The organism is Falsiroseomonas frigidaquae (assembly GCF_012163145.1).
In the GTDB taxonomy this organism is placed as follows: Bacteria; Pseudomonadota; Alphaproteobacteria; order Acetobacterales; family Acetobacteraceae; genus Falsiroseomonas; species Falsiroseomonas frigidaquae.
Window position 1 is genome coordinate 18,919 of sequence record NZ_JAAVTX010000010.1, and the last position, 13,314, is coordinate 32,232.

Sequence of the window (13,314 nt, forward strand, 5' to 3'; positions counted from 1 at the left end):
GCTTGCGCCGGAAGCCTAGGCGGAGCGCCGACGTCGATAGGCCGCATAGGCGACGATCCCGAGGAACAGGATCATTGCCGGGATCAGGACGTAGTCGAGGTAGCCAAGCACGGCAGAGAGGCCGACAGCGCCGGGCAGGACGGCCAGGACCGGCGTGAAGCAGCACAGCGCGGTCACCACGAAGCCGACGATGCCGGTGGCCATGAGCCTGCGGTTTTCCATGTCAGCGGTCCTCGCCTGCGCGCCCAGCGGAACTGCCGGGGTCGAGCACCGCAGCCGCGGCGGCAGTAGGCGCCAAATGGGCGACGAAGCCCGCCGGAGGGCAGCAGAGGCCGCCCAGGATTACGGCGACAGCGCCGAGGGCGAACAGGCCCGCGGAGACGGCGGCCAGGGAGAGGGCGAGCCTCATGCCCTGTCCTCCTCGGGCCGAGAAGCGAGCATCGGCACGAACAGGCCCTTGCCGACTTGCAGCGCCGCTTCCAACGAGAGCCGGAACCCGGCGCCACCCGGGTCAACCCGCTGGCGCCACGCCGTGAGGTGCTCGTCCGAGCAGAGGAACACCTTCACGGTGCAGCCCGAGGTCGCGCCGCACCCGTCGGCGTACCGGATCCCCGTCCACGCAACGGCAGTGGCAGGCGTCGCCGAGGCAAGCGCGCGGCCCTTGTCGCGCGTCGTGATCCCGATGGGCATACCGCACTCAGGGCAGGAGGACTCGATGGCCTTATTGCAGCCGAGCATGGCCCCCATGCCGAGGGCATCAATGGCGCAAAGGGCATGCACCGCAGCCAGCCCATCCAGTCGGACGCGATGGCCGGTCTCCCGCGCGCTGAAGGGGTAAGCTGCCGTCACGGCTGTGCCGCGCTCGTCGAGGACCACGAGGTCCCGCCGCTGCAGCTCGCGCAGCACTTCGACGACTGCGGGTTCATCCAGGCCGGTCCCGGCGGCCAGCCGCGCCGCGTCTGACGCCGCGCCAGAGCGGGCGAAGCCGCGCAGGACCGCCTGCCAGATCCGATCCTCGGTCGCATTAAGGCCCGACCACTTCTCTGCCCGCCGCGCCACGACCATGCTGGCGGCGAGCGCCTCGCGCGCCGTCGGGTCGGTGACGGGCGACCAGTCCGGCATCGGCACACCAGGGCGCAACGCGAAGGACTCGCCGACGGCGCCGAACGTCCGTTTGATTGTATCCATGGAACCTCGGTCGGCGCTGTGGGCTGCCCTATTGCACCGCCCGCGACGGAAACCCGGCGCCTGTCGTCGCCCGTACCAGGGCCGCGATGTCCGTTCGGGCAGCATCGAAGGTCACAGTCGCGGTGACCGTTCCGTTGCCCTCGGAGAGCGCCACCCGGCTGACGCCGGGCACGCGGGCGAGGGTGCGCCTCACCATGGGCGCGCAGGTGATGCAGGAGACATTCTGCACCTCGAGGGTAGCCGTCTGTTCGGCGGCGAGGGCTGTGGTGCCGGTGGCCAGGACGAGACCCAAAGCGGCGGAGAGGCGGGCGATCGGCTTCATGTCGGGCTTTCTTTCGGGTACGGCTACAGGAGGATCGACGCGGCGTAGGGGAAAGCGAGGGCCGCCGCGACGAGGGCGGCCGCGCTCCAGAGGGCGACCTTTGCGATCCGGTCGGAGGCCGGTCGCGCGCAGTACGATCCCTCGGCGCAGGCCGCGGCCTTGGGCTTGCGGTAGACCGCGTAGAACCCGCCCGCGAGGCAGGCCAGGGTGACGGCAACGAAGACCGGCTGGTAGGGCGCCAGGACCGTTAGATTGCTGATCCAGGCACCGCTGACGCCCACGAGGAACAGGCCGAGGGGCAGGAGGCAGCAACTCGATGCGCCGAGGGCGGCGAGCAGCCCCGCAGTGGCCAGCAACGCCTTGGACGAGCCACCTCCATCCGCCGCCCGCTCGACCGCTTCTCCCGGAGCAAGGACACTTCGTTCCGCTTGGTCGCTCATCGCCACTTGGCCCTTCGCCGTCATCTGGGCCAAGATGAGATCTGTAGTAACTATAGGTTCAAGGGGGAATTTACGCCCTCTGGAGATGACGATGGACCGTAGCCAGCAGGGCATTTCGATCGGCGACCTCTCCATGCGGACAGAGGTCAACATTGAAACCATCCGGTACTACGAGAAGATCGGCCTGCTGCCCGTCCCGGGGCGGACTGAGGGGCGGCACCGGGTGTACGGGTCTGCACACGTCGCGCGGCTCACTTTTGTGCGCAGGAGCCGCGAGGTGGGCTTCAGCCTCGACGAGGTCCGCAGCCTCCTGAAGCTCGTCTACGGCGGCCACAGCTCGTGCTCGGACGTGCAGGCCGTGACCCTCGACCACTTGCATGAAGTGCGGAAGAAGATCGCCGACCTGCAGCGGCTGGAGCGGACCCTCAGCGAGGTCGCGTCACGCTGCCAGGGCGGGTCGGTCCCGGACTGCCCCATCATCGAGGCACTGTACGCGCCCGCACACGGCGCCGAGGCATGACCGCTCCTGTTGATCTCGGGAAAGTGCTTTGAAGCTGAAGTTGCTACACGTCCCACGGTTTGCCTGGGTGTTCGCGTGCGCCGCACCCTCACGCGGGAGGAGAGGCCCATGCTTGACACCTACGACCTCGTTGTCCTCGGCTCCGGGACTGCCGCCCAGGTCGCGAGCAGCCGCGCGCGGGCCGCGGACTGGACGGTCGCCGTGGTCGATCACCGGCCGTTCGGCGGCACCTGCGCGCTGCGCGGCTGCGACCCCAAGAAGATGCTGGTCAGCGGGGAGGAGGCCGTGGACGCCGTCCGGCGGATGCGCGGCCACGGCGTCGAGGGCGACGTGCGGATCGCCTGGCCCGACCTCATGGCCTTCAAGCGCAGTTTCACCGGCCCGGTGCCGGGAAAGCAGGAGCAGCGCTACCGCGAGCAAGGCATCGATGCCTTCCACGGCCTCGCCCGGTTCACCGGCCCCGACACGGTCACCGTGGACGGGCGGGAGCTCAAGGCGCGCCACGTCCTCATCGCGACCGGCGCTCGCCCCGTGACGCTCAGCATCACCGGCGAGGAGCACGTCGCCACCAGCGACGATTTCCTTGAGCTTGAAGCCTTACCTGCGCGCGTCGTCTTCATTGGGGGCGGCTACATCGCCGCCGAGTTCTCCCACCTCGCCGCGCGCGCCGGGGCCAAGGCAACCGTCCTCCAGCGCGGCGCCCGGATGCTGCCGGGCTTCGACCCGGATCTCGTTGGCTGGTTGATGGAGAGGTTCGACGATCTCGGCATCGATGTGCGCACGAGCACCACGGTGCAGCGGGTCGAGGCGACAGATCGAGGATACTTGGTGCACGCCGTCGCCGGTGGCCGGGAGCAGACCGTGGCGGCCAACCTGATCGTGCATTCAGCGGGCCGTGTCCCTGACCTCGAAGCGCTCGACCTGGTCGCGGGCGGGATCGTGCTGGAGGGCGGGCGACTGAAGCTCAACGAATTCCTCCAGAGCGTGTCGAACCCCCGAGTCTACGCGGCCGGCGACGCGGCGGGCAGCGGGCCACCGCTCACACCCGTGTCGAGCCATGACGCCAAGGTGGCCGCGGCGAACCTGATCAAGGGAAACCACGCCAAGCCCGATTATCGCGGCGTTCCTAGCGTGGCCTTTACCGTCCCGCCGATCACGACTGTGGGGCTGGGCGAGGCGGAGGCGCGGGAGCGCGGACTGAAGTTTCGAGTCAAGTCGGAAAAGGTGCCGCAATGGTTCACGGCCCGACGGCTTGCCGAGCGCATCTACGGCTTTAAAACGCTCGTGGAGGAGGACACTGGGCACATCCTGGGCGCCCACCTCGTGGGCCCCCACGCGGACGAGGTGATCAACCTCTTCGGGCTGGCGATCCGGCACGGCCTGACGGCCGCGGATTTGAAAGAGACAATGTTCGCCTATCCAACCGGCGCCTCGGACATCGGCTACATGATTTAAGCGCGTCCCGACACCGGTGATCGCAGGCCGAGGCAACGTGCGAACCGTCCGCTCCCCGCCCTTTCGCGACCATCAACAAAGGCAGATCCGCAGCGCCATAACCCGGGCCGTAGCGCGACGCGAGTTTGTAGTGCTGTCCTGGTGCTGCCTGGGGTGGGATAGATCTGCGTACACCACAGTCTAAGCCCATTGCTCGCCACGCTAACTGAAGAAGCAGCCATCGCTGCCGCTGCAATTATCGATGGTAATCGGGATGCTCAGAACCGGGTAATCCGGCCCCACCCGCTCAAGCAATGCGACGTTCCTTCAGCAGAATCCATACCCCGCCGAAATTCAGTAGGCAGCCGACGACAACAGCCACATGCCAGATGACGTGGTTCCACGGGAGTTCGGGGCGACGATAGAAAAGGATCCCCGCAGTGTAGGCCACGGCACTACCAAACAGAAATACCAGCGAGGCCGGCGAGAGCAGATGAAAGATCGTGCGGCCGTAGAGCAGCACTGGCGCCCATCCTTGCACCATGTAAAGCGCGTAAGTGATGCTATAGAACCACTCCCGTCTGCCTCCCGCGGCCGCCGCGACCTCGCCGCCGATACCCAAGGCTGCAGCCCCCCACACCAACGCCAGCATCCACCCTGCTTGCCGCGGCGGCAGCTTGAAGGGCGCGAGCGGTGACCATCCCGCCGCAATGATCAAGAAAATCGCACCATGATCGAGGGCGGCAAAAATCCGCCGGAGGCCCCCCTGCGGTGTTAAGTGAAATAGGATTGAGGCGAGATAAAGCGTCAGCCACGCTGCAACAAAAATCACAACCGCCCAGCGCTCCGCCCACCTGACGCCGCTCCCAGCGCTGGCGCCGGCGCGGACGAGGCGCGTGCCTAATCCGGCGGCTATGAGCAGCCCGGCGGCGTGAACGGCCGCGGCTGCAACATCCTCGGCTGTCGGCACGGCTCACCTTCCATGTCAGCGGCTTGGCCAGTAAAAAACATTTCGTGGGCGCGGTGTCGACAAAGCCAACCGCTTTTGAACACGACTTGCCTCGTCATGCCTCAGGGATGACGGTGCGTGTACGCATCAGGTGCGGCTAATCGTCGAAGAGTGGCCTCCGCCGCCCGAGCTTGGACGCTGGAGGCCTGCGGGCCGGCAGCGCGCATCTCCTGCGCCTGGTCTGCGTTGTTGGTGAAGAATGCGTCAAGAGGGCCGTCCATTTCGGGCTCAAGGGAGGCCAGTAATCAATGAAGCGTCCGCACAATACCCAGGCATCCCACGACCACTCCTACCATGTCCCTCAAGGCATCACCCCGGCGCATGGCCAAGCGGAGACGCAGGCCCGCGCGATCGGCGCGCATGGCCAGACTGACCCGCGCGCCCACCAGCACGGTCCCGGGGCCGCGCACCACGCCGACCCACTCGCGCCCGACGCCGCAGTGCTGGTTGAAGATCCAGTCTGCCACATGCGGGTGAACCCGCACGAGACGCCGCATCGCACCGAGCACAAGGGGCGGACCTTCTACTTCTGCACCGCGCGCTGCAGGGAGAAGTTCGTCGCGGAGCCGGTGCGCTTCCTCTCACCCAAGGAGCGCGAGGCGCCGCCGGTGCCCGAAGGGTCGATCTACACCTGCCCCATGCACCCCGAAGTGCGCCAGGTCGGCCCTGGCGCCTGCCCGATCTGCGGCATGGCCCTCGAGCCCGAAGTGGTCACGGCAGAGGAGGCCGAAAACCCCGAGCTGCGCGACTTCACCCGTCGCTTCTGGGTTGGCTTGGCGCTGACCCTACCGGTGCTAGCCCTAGAAATGGGCGGGCACCTCCTTGGGCTTGACCATCTGATCGAGCGCCGCACTTCTAACTGGCTCCAGTTCGCCTTCGCGACACCGGTGGTCCTCTGGGCGGGGTGGCCCTTCTTCGTTCGTGGCTGGCGGTCCGTCGTCAACCGCAACCTCAACATGTTTACCTTGATCGCGATGGGGGTAGGCGCGGCCTTCCTCTTCAGCCTTATCGCGACGTTGGCGCCCAGCGTCTTCCCGGCAGCCTTTCGCGGCTCGGACGGATCGGTCGCGGTCTACTTCGAGGCGGCGGCGGTGATCGTCGTCCTCGTGTTGCTCGGCCAGGTGCTCGAGTTGCGCGCGCGCGAGCGCACCTCGGGGGCGATCCGAGCCCTGCTCAACCTCGCCCCTGCGACGGCGCGGCGGCTCCGCGAGGACGGCTCCGACGAAGAGGTGCCCCTGGCGGAGGTGCGGGTCAGCGACCGCCTGCGCGTGCGCCCCGGCGACAAGGTGCCGCTCGATGGCGAGGTCCTCGAGGGCCGCAGCAACGTGGACGAGAGCATGGTCACGGGCGAGCCGATGCCGGTGACGAAGGAGCCTGGTACGCGGGTGATCGGCGGCACCCTTAACGGCCAGGGGTCCTTCATCCTGCGTGCAGATGCGGTCGGGCGCGACACCATGCTCTCGCGCATTGTCGAGATGGTGGCCCGCGCGCAGCGGTCGCGCGCGCCAATCCAGCGGCTGGTCGATCTCGTCGCGGCCTGGTTCGTCCCGGCCGCAATCGGCGTCGCCGTCCTCGCCTTCATTGCATGGTCCGTCTGGGGCCCGGACCCGCGAATGGCCTACGCCATGGTGGCGGCCGTGACGGTGCTGATCATTGCCTGCCCCTGCGCCCTTGGCCTCGCCACGCCGATGTCGATCATGGTGGGCGTGGGCCGCGGCGCCCAAGCCGGCGTACTGGTCAAGGATGCCAAGGCGCTGGAGCGGCTGGAGAAGATCGACACGCTGGTGGTGGACAAGACTGGCACCCTGACTGAGGGGCGGCCGAGCGTGACCGCAATCCGTCCTGCTCCTGGCTTCGCCGAAGAAGAGCTGCTCCGCTTCGCCGCTGCGCTGGAGCGCCCGAGCCAGCATCCACTCGCCGAGGCGGTGGTCCGAGCCGCGGAGGAACGCGGCTTGGCGCCCCTACCCGAGGTGCACGGCTTCGACGCTCCGACCGGGCGCGGCGTCACCGGGGAAGTGGAGGGGCGGCGCATAGCCCTCGGCAATGCCCGCCTCATGGCCGATCTTGGCGTGGATCCCGGACCACTAGCCGAAGCCGCAGAGGCACTGCGGCGCGAGGGAGCAACCGCTTTCTTCGCGGCCGTGGATGGCAGGCCGGCCGGCGTCCTCGGCATCGCTGACCCGATCAAAGCAACAACCCTGGAAGCCATCCACACGCTCCGGGGCGAGGGGGTTCGGGTGGTGATGCTGACAGGCGACAATCGCACCACCGCTGAGGCGGTGGCGCGCTCCCTCGGCATCGACGAGGTCGTGGCCGAGGTGCTGCCGGAGGACAAGGCCGCGGCTGTCGAGCGACTGCAGCGCGAGGGCCGCATTGTGGCCATGGCCGGCGATGGAGTGAACGACGCCCCGGCACTCGCCGCGGCCGACGTCGGCATTGCGATGGGCACGGGCACCGATGTCGCAATCGAGAGCGCCGGTGTGACGCTGCTCCGCGGTGACCTGACCGGCATTGTCCGGGCGCGGCGGCTCTCGCGCGCCACGATGCGTAACATCCGCCAAAACCTCTTTCTCGCCTTCGTCTACAACGGCGTGAGCATTCCGGTGGCAGCGGGGTTACTCTACCCGTTCTTTGGCATTCTGCTCTCGCCGGTGATCGCCGCGGCGGCGATGGCGCTCTCTTCGGTCAGCGTCGTCGCCAACGCGCTCAGGCTACGCGCGGTGCGGATTGGATGAGGCGACCGCCCGGCCCCGTTCGAGTCACGTCAGCTGCCGACGGACGAACCACGCCACGAGCGGCGGCAGCAGGATCCACTGCAGTACTGGCGAGAGCCCAACCCCGAGTAGCGGGACGAGAGGCATGGCTTCGGCGTACTCCCACCGCTCGAGCGGACCCGTGGCGAGCCACTCCAGCACCAGCGTGATCGCCACGCCGATGGCGACAAATCCTGCTAGCTGGCCGACGCTCGGAGCGAGAATCCAACGCCGCGTCCGCGTCGCCGCGGCGACGCCCCAAAAGGCTATAACCGCAATAACAGCGTCGCCGAGGGTGGCGCTTGTGCAGATCCTGATGGCTTCCCAGTGCGAGGCCGTGGCCATGCCGCGGAACAGCGGCACCTGCAGGAACTCCCAGGGATAATTGAGTAGGAAGGCGAACACCGCCACGTTTACTGTGGGGGCATCGAGGACGCGGCGAAGAAGGGCAAGTGGCCGGGCAGGACCCTCAGACCGGCCGGGGGAAGGACGCGTGGGTGTCACAGAGTGGCGCCCGGGACCTGGCAGGCCGGATCGGGAGGGGAGGATTTGGCATCCGGCATCCTGCTCACCGCCCGGCCGCCGCTGTCGGTCGCGCCCGGCCCTCGTACATGAAGGTCATCGGCCGCGGGCCTTTGCCGAGATACCCGGAGCGGAGCTCGACAACGTCGAACCCAGTTTCGCGCAGCATCCGATCCACCGGGTTGTTGAGATAGCAACTGATCCGAGTCCATAGGGGATTGAGGCGGCGCTGCCAAGCGGCTGTCTCCGGATCCGGCGCCAGGCCGTGCTCAACGAAGAGGAGCTCTCCGTTGGGCCGGAGCACGCGGCGCATCTCGCCAAGGCCGGCGCGGGCATCTTCCAGGCTGCATAGCGTCCACGCCATGACGGTCGTGTCCACACTGGCCTCCACGAGTGGGATCGCCTCAGCCGTCGCCCGAACGAGGTGCACGGGGAAGGCGACGTGGGCGACCAGGGGCGTGGCGCGACGCAACAGTTCCGCCGAAGGGTCGAGGCCGATCACCATCTCGGCCCCGGGGCCGTAGAGCGGCAGGTTCAGTCCCGAGCCAAATCCGACCTCGAGCACGCGCCCTTGCGCGCGACGCACCAAGCGGCATCGAAGGCCGGCCAGGTCCTCGGCGCGTATCGTCCAGTCGATCAGGCGTGGTAGGATCCACCGCCCGTAGATGCCCATGATGACTCACTCCGCTCCCGCTACCCGCTGGGCCTATTGATCGACCGAATGCCGGTGAGCCCGGAACGAAATTTTCAACGCCTGTGGGGCCTACGCCGTTGCGGATGAACTATAGAGTTCGCCTCCGCTGCATAGCCCGCCCCAGAGTGGCGGAGGGAACATCGAGGGCAAGCTCCCCCGCCAGACGTGCCGAAGGACCTACGACAAGGCGGTCATTCCGGTGTGCTCGCTGTCGCTGAACAATGTCTCGATCAGTGGGCACTCCAGTGCGGCCCGTCGGCGCAGTCCGCAAGCACGTCCTAGAGCGCAGCCTCCATGCGCCGCAGGTTCGTGATCTCGGCCTGAACCAGAGCGGTCGGCTGCGGCGAATTTCTCCTGCAGAAGAACCGCTTGGATGGACACCCCTGATAGGCTGAAGGGCCTGGAGGTGTTCATGGTGGAGAGCGTAAAACGGCGCCGGAGCTTCCTGGACGCATTCAAGCTGGAGGCGGCAGCCGCGATCCGCGTCAGCGTGCTCGACGGCCATCTTTGGCCGCCTCGCGCCTGCCGTGGCATGCGCGCGGTGCAAGAGCGCTCCGCGCCGATGGTTCAGCGGCCTCCTACTTCACTTCGACCCAGCGCAGATAGGGGCGATCCGCCTTCCAGCCCTGGGGGAAGAGGGTCTTGGCCTGCTCGTCCGAGATGGAAGGCGGGATGATCGCCCGGTCGCCGGGCCGCCAGTTCACCGGGGTCGCCACTTTCTTGGTGTCGGTGGCCTGCAGGCTGTCGATCACGCGCAGGATCTCGTCGAAGTTCCGCCCAGTGGAGGGCGGGTAGACCATCATCAGCCGCACCTTCTTATTCGGGTCGATGACGAAGACGGTGCGCACGGTAATGGTCGGATCGGCCTCCGGATGGACCATCCCGTAAAGCTTGGAAATCTTCTGCTCCGGGTCGGCGATCATGGGGAAGTTGACCGCGTGCCCTTGGGTTTCGGCGATATCCTTCTCCCAACCCTCATGAGAGGAGACGAGATCCACCGACAGGCCGATCACCTTCACGTCGCGCTTGTCGAACTCGGGTTTCAGCCGCGCCGTCTCGCCCAGCTCCGTCGTGCAGACCGGAGTGTAGTCCTTGGGGTGGCTAAACAGAACGCCCCAGGAGTTTCCGAGCGACTCGTGAAAGCGGATGCGGCCTTTAGTCGTGTCCGCCTCGAAGTCCGGGGCCACCTGGCCAAGCTGAATCATGCGCGCTCCTCCTTCGTAAATATGTTGTTTACCCCGGCCGCGCGACCGCGATATGGGCGCCGGCCACCCGCCCCGCAACCCGGGCGACGCCACGACAAATGTCCCAGGAGCATAACGCCTGAGGAGCAGGAGGGCTGCTCACCGGAGAGCACGCCGGCGCGTTTGTGGCTCGCCTTCCCGCAGCAAGCGCTCCGCCAGCAGCAGTCCGGGCAGCAGGTATACCAGCCCGCCGAGCACCCAATGACCAAGCGCCACTTCTCGCCGTGGTCCTCTCCAAGAATCGCCGCAGCGAGTCGCCGCTCATCGCTACTTCCCGGCGAGCTTCTTGCCCAAGCTCAGCGCTACAGATTCTTGCTGTATCCCAAGAGGCTGCGCGCCGGGGGCACCTTGACGCCTCGCCCGCAGCATTAGCCAAATGCCGATGGCGACCATGGGCAGCGAAAGAAGCTGCCCCATGGTCGCCCCCGCGAAGAGGAAGCCAAGATACGCATCTGGCTGGCGGAAGAACTCGCCAATGATGCGCGCCACCCCATAGCCCGCAAGAAAGGCACCGGAGAGCAGACCCGGTCGCGCTCGCATCCAGGGGCGAGAGACGAGCCACATCAGCACCCCAAATAGCGCCAGCCCCTCCAGGCCGGCTTGGTAGAGCTGGCTCGGGTGCCGCGGCTCGGGGCCGGCGCCCGGGAAGACCATCGCCCAGGGCACGTCGCTGACACGGCCCCAGAGCTCCCCGTTCACAAAGTTGGCGAGGCGGCCAAAGAAGAGGCCGATTGGGACGACGCAGACGATGCGGTCTGCGAAGAAAAGGACGTCGAGCTTGCGGCTGTGCGCGAAGAGGAACAACGCGAGGATCACGCCCAGTGCCCCGCCGTGGAAGCTCATACCCCCTTGCCAGAGGTAGAGCGCTTCCCAGGGCGCGGTCAGATAGTATCCGGGCCGGTAAAAGAGCACGTAGCCGAACCGCCCGCCGAGGATGATGCCGAGCGTTGCCCAGGTGACAAAGTCCTCCACCTGCTCGGTCGTCGCGACCGTCGGGCGCCGCGCGACCAGCCGGCGCGCGAGCCACCAGCCGAGCAGGATGCCCGTAATGTAGGCCAGGGCGTACCAGCGGATAGCGATGGGCCCAACCTGGACCAGTACCGGGTCAATTATCGGGAATGGGAGGGCGAGCATGTGGTTTCCTACGCGGTGGAGGAGGCAGGTACGTTCATGGACGTGACGGCGCCGCCGTCATCGCGCGCCGGATCAGCTCGATCATCTCCGAGCTGTCCCACTCCAGCGGGCCGATAGCCCGGCCGATCTCGCGGCCATTGCGGTCGATGAGCAGCGTCGTTGGAATGCCGACGACGCCCAGCGCGCGGCTGGATGTGTTTGGGCGATCAAGGTAAACGGCGAGGTTCGCGATCCCGATTTGGTCGTAGAAGGCGCGTACTGGGTTGACACCGCCGCGGTCGATCGAGAGCGCCACGATTTCGAAATCGGGGCCGCCCAGCTCAGCCTGCAGCCGGTCCAGGGCGGGCATCTCCTCGCGACAGGGCACGCACCACGTCGCCCAGATGTTCAGCAGGACGGTCCTGCCCCGGAAGTCCGCTGGGCTGAGCAGTCTGCCCTCCGCGTCTGTGAACGCAAGGTCGGGAACCGGCACGGGTCTCTCACGCATCACCATGCCGCGCGACGGTTGCGGCGCAGCGCCCGGCACAACGCTAGCTGGCGGCGCCGGCTTGCCGAGCGGGACCGCCCACAAGGCAAGGCCCGCAGCGAGCCCGGCCAGGGATAGCAAGCTCAGGGACAGGACTAGGAGGCCGCGCCGTTCGGGAGGGAAACGGTGGCTGGTCATCGGCGCGATCTCTCGGTCGTGGACAGGACCCTTCTTCCCGCTCGCCGCGGGGTCGGCACCGCGCCCCCGCGGGCTCGGGCGTGGCCGACACCGGTGCTGAGAGGCCAGGTGGAAAGGTCGATGCTTGCCCTCCCGAACGCCGTGCTTGGGAATGGGCGGGAAAAGAGTGGCCGCAATTGGGGACGGAAGTGCACGGTGCCTTCGAGACGTTCAGTTCGACCAAGCCGTCCTCCTTCGTGATGAGGTTCAGGACCGAGCCGACGACCACCGCCACTCTGGAAGGTCATGGGATGCTGTCGGAGAGCACGAGCACCAGGAATAGTTCTCACTTGCCCATTCATTCGCCTGTGCTCCTTCTTCACCTGGAGCGTCGGGCAGCAACGCCCATCTCCACCGGCTTTGGCATGGGATGTTTCAGCTGACGACGGCGCCGATTGAGCCGACGGGCACTATCCCGCGGCAGGTATCTGCGCGGCGCCAGCAGTTCTCCGCGCACTCCTGCATTTCGGGCAGTCCGGCTGCCATGCGCCGGCAGTTTTCGGCGCAGGTTTCGCACGCCGCCGCGCAGGCCGCGCACAACTTGGCACGGAGCGACGGCATGCGCGTGATAAAGTCCGCGGCGATCAAGCAGGCCTGCGCGCAGTCGAGCATTGTGCGGATCAGAGGCATAGACGCCTCCGGGCCGCGGCGCTCGAAGGCTGCCATCGCCGCGCGGAGGCAGGCGCGGCGGCACTCCAAACAGTTCCGAATGTGGCGCCGCTCCTCGGCGGAAGCGCGCCGTCCGCTAGGTGTCAAGAACATTGAAACGAACGGCTCCTCCGCCGGAGGTTGAAAAGGTTGTGCCCGACAGAAGGGCACGGCCACGCCTTCGGCCAGCGACGGCGCCCGCCGCCGCAGCGACCACGCTCAACCCTTCGGGACCACGCGGGTGACGACGTAGCCCCCGCCCGCCCCAGGCCTCGGCGCGAGAGTGAACTCCACCTGCCGTCCGGGCGTGAGCGCTGACAGGTCCACGCCAGGCGTCACGGGAAAATCCATCGTCATCGCCGGCCAACGGATTGCCGGGATGGGGCCATGAGCGAGGCTCAACATCCGGCCGGCGGCGTCCACCTTCTGGACGGTGCCAGTCGCGATGGCCGCCGAGCCTTGCTGGGCATGGCCCGCGGCGCCGGTCAGGGTCAGCAGCGCCGCCGCAGCGGCGGCCATGGTCAGCGGCCTTCTCGTGGTCATGTCTTTGCTCCTTGGTTGCACTGCACATATGCCCTTCGCGGGCACGCTTCCGGCGGCAGGCGGACGCCGCCTGCCGCACATATCCGAGGCCGGCACCACCCGTCCGAACTGGCCGCCCAGCGGCCGCTGGTTTCGAGTGCCTGCCCCCGGCTCCTCCGGC

Annotated in this window: 16 protein-coding genes; 4 read left to right on the forward strand and 12 right to left on the reverse strand. The window is 67.4% G+C overall.

The genetic code is table 11. The annotated features are described in order from the left end of the window. Positions 1–15: 15 nt before the first annotated feature. From merF to HB662_RS27235, 5 genes are read right to left on the reverse strand one after another with little or no spacing between them, the layout of a single operon-like run. Positions 16–222, reverse strand: a complete 207-nt coding sequence (merF, locus tag HB662_RS27215) for a mercury resistance system transport protein MerF (protein WP_168054942.1) — start codon at positions 220–222, stop codon at positions 16–18. A 1-nt stretch (position 223) separates the two neighbouring features. Further along, on the reverse strand, positions 224–409 hold the full coding sequence (locus tag HB662_RS27220; RefSeq protein ID WP_168054944.1) for a hypothetical protein: 186 nt from the start codon (positions 407–409) through the stop codon (positions 224–226). Then, positions 406–1,188 carry an alkylmercury lyase family protein gene (locus HB662_RS27225; RefSeq protein ID WP_168054946.1) on the reverse strand — a complete coding sequence of 261 codons (783 nt, stop codon included), beginning with the start codon at positions 1,186–1,188 and terminating at the stop codon, positions 406–408. Before HB662_RS27225 ends, HB662_RS27220 begins: the two co-directional genes overlap by 4 nt. Before the next feature lie 28 nt (positions 1,189–1,216). Continuing rightward, positions 1,217–1,510, reverse strand: a complete 294-nt coding sequence (locus tag HB662_RS27230) for a cation transporter (protein WP_168054948.1) — start codon at positions 1,508–1,510, stop codon at positions 1,217–1,219. A 23-nt stretch (positions 1,511–1,533) separates the two neighbouring features. Continuing rightward, positions 1,534–1,974, reverse strand: a complete 441-nt coding sequence (locus HB662_RS27235; RefSeq protein ID WP_245185964.1) for a mercuric transporter MerT family protein — start codon at positions 1,972–1,974, stop codon at positions 1,534–1,536. A gap of 67 nt (positions 1,975–2,041) precedes the next feature. On the opposite strand from HB662_RS27235, the gene HB662_RS27240 reads away from it, so the two are divergent. Together HB662_RS27240 and HB662_RS27245 are read left to right on the forward strand one after the other, a co-directional pair. Further along, on the forward strand, positions 2,042–2,470 hold the full coding sequence (locus tag HB662_RS27240; RefSeq protein ID WP_168054949.1) for a MerR family transcriptional regulator: 429 nt from the start codon (positions 2,042–2,044) through the stop codon (positions 2,468–2,470). 108 nt (positions 2,471–2,578) lie between these two features. Beyond that, complete coding sequence (locus HB662_RS27245; protein WP_168054950.1) at positions 2,579–3,925, forward strand: dihydrolipoyl dehydrogenase family protein; 1,347 nt, start codon at positions 2,579–2,581, stop codon at positions 3,923–3,925. Positions 3,926–4,211: 286 nt separating this feature from the next. On the opposite strand, the gene trhA is transcribed toward HB662_RS27245, so the two are convergent. Then, positions 4,212–4,874 carry a PAQR family membrane homeostasis protein TrhA gene (gene trhA / locus HB662_RS27250; RefSeq protein ID WP_168054951.1) on the reverse strand — a complete coding sequence of 221 codons (663 nt, stop codon included), beginning with the start codon at positions 4,872–4,874 and terminating at the stop codon, positions 4,212–4,214. 287 nt (positions 4,875–5,161) lie between these two features. On the opposite strand from trhA, the gene HB662_RS27255 reads away from it, so the two are divergent. Further along, positions 5,162–7,648, forward strand: coding sequence for a heavy metal translocating P-type ATPase (locus HB662_RS27255; RefSeq protein WP_168054952.1), 2,487 nt, complete (start codon positions 5,162–5,164; stop codon positions 7,646–7,648). A gap of 24 nt (positions 7,649–7,672) precedes the next feature. Here the strand turns inward: HB662_RS27255 and HB662_RS27260 are convergent, their stop codons facing one another. The 5 genes from HB662_RS27260 to HB662_RS27280 form a co-directional block, all read right to left on the reverse strand. Beyond that, entirely contained in the window at positions 7,673–8,077 is a 405-nt protein-coding gene (locus HB662_RS27260) for a hypothetical protein (protein ID WP_168054954.1), read from the reverse strand. A gap of 157 nt (positions 8,078–8,234) precedes the next feature. Next, complete coding sequence (locus tag HB662_RS27265; RefSeq protein WP_168054956.1) at positions 8,235–8,861, reverse strand: class I SAM-dependent methyltransferase; 627 nt, start codon at positions 8,859–8,861, stop codon at positions 8,235–8,237. A 599-nt stretch (positions 8,862–9,460) separates the two neighbouring features. Further along, complete coding sequence (locus HB662_RS27270; RefSeq protein WP_168054958.1) at positions 9,461–10,087, reverse strand: peroxiredoxin; 627 nt, start codon at positions 10,085–10,087, stop codon at positions 9,461–9,463. A 306-nt stretch (positions 10,088–10,393) separates the two neighbouring features. Then, positions 10,394–11,260, reverse strand: a complete 867-nt coding sequence (gene lgt / locus HB662_RS27275) for a prolipoprotein diacylglyceryl transferase (protein WP_168054960.1) — start codon at positions 11,258–11,260, stop codon at positions 10,394–10,396. Positions 11,261–11,294: 34 nt separating this feature from the next. Further along, positions 11,295–11,924, reverse strand: coding sequence for a TlpA family protein disulfide reductase (locus HB662_RS27280; protein WP_168054962.1), 630 nt, complete (start codon positions 11,922–11,924; stop codon positions 11,295–11,297). A 409-nt stretch (positions 11,925–12,333) separates the two neighbouring features. Between HB662_RS27280 and HB662_RS27285 the strand changes: the two genes are divergently transcribed. After that, complete coding sequence (locus tag HB662_RS27285; protein ID WP_168054964.1) at positions 12,334–12,756, forward strand: hypothetical protein; 423 nt, start codon at positions 12,334–12,336, stop codon at positions 12,754–12,756. Between the two features lie 74 nt (positions 12,757–12,830). Here the strand turns inward: HB662_RS27285 and HB662_RS27290 are convergent, their stop codons facing one another. Further along, entirely contained in the window at positions 12,831–13,154 is a 324-nt protein-coding gene (locus tag HB662_RS27290) for a copper-binding protein (protein WP_209443498.1), read from the reverse strand. Positions 13,155–13,314: the final 160 nt, after the last annotated feature.

Coding starts and splice junctions, on each gene's coding strand:
- merF (WP_168054942.1), bottom strand. CDS start 222: ATGGAAAACCGCAGGCTCATGGCCACCGGCATCGTCGGCTTCGTGGTG.
- HB662_RS27220 (WP_168054944.1), bottom strand. CDS start 409: ATGAGGCTCGCCCTCTCCCTGGCCGCCGTCTCCGCGGGCCTGTTCGCC.
- HB662_RS27225 (WP_168054946.1), bottom strand. CDS start 1,188: ATGGATACAATCAAACGGACGTTCGGCGCCGTCGGCGAGTCCTTCGCG.
- HB662_RS27230 (WP_168054948.1), bottom strand. CDS start 1,510: ATGAAGCCGATCGCCCGCCTCTCCGCCGCTTTGGGTCTCGTCCTGGCC.
- HB662_RS27235 (WP_245185964.1), bottom strand. CDS start 1,974: ATGACGGCGAAGGGCCAAGTGGCGATGAGCGACCAAGCGGAACGAAGT.
- HB662_RS27240 (WP_168054949.1), top strand. CDS start 2,042: ATGGACCGTAGCCAGCAGGGCATTTCGATCGGCGACCTCTCCATGCGG.
- HB662_RS27245 (WP_168054950.1), top strand. CDS start 2,579: ATGCTTGACACCTACGACCTCGTTGTCCTCGGCTCCGGGACTGCCGCC.
- HB662_RS27255 (WP_168054952.1), top strand. CDS start 5,162: ATGAAGCGTCCGCACAATACCCAGGCATCCCACGACCACTCCTACCAT.
- HB662_RS27265 (WP_168054956.1), bottom strand. CDS start 8,861: ATGGGCATCTACGGGCGGTGGATCCTACCACGCCTGATCGACTGGACG.
- HB662_RS27270 (WP_168054958.1), bottom strand. CDS start 10,087: ATGATTCAGCTTGGCCAGGTGGCCCCGGACTTCGAGGCGGACACGACT.
- lgt (WP_168054960.1), bottom strand. CDS start 11,260: ATGCTCGCCCTCCCATTCCCGATAATTGACCCGGTACTGGTCCAGGTT.
- HB662_RS27280 (WP_168054962.1), bottom strand. CDS start 11,924: ATGACCAGCCACCGTTTCCCTCCCGAACGGCGCGGCCTCCTAGTCCTG.
- HB662_RS27285 (WP_168054964.1), top strand. CDS start 12,334: ATGTTTCAGCTGACGACGGCGCCGATTGAGCCGACGGGCACTATCCCG.
- HB662_RS27290 (WP_209443498.1), bottom strand. CDS start 13,154: ATGACCACGAGAAGGCCGCTGACCATGGCCGCCGCTGCGGCGGCGCTG.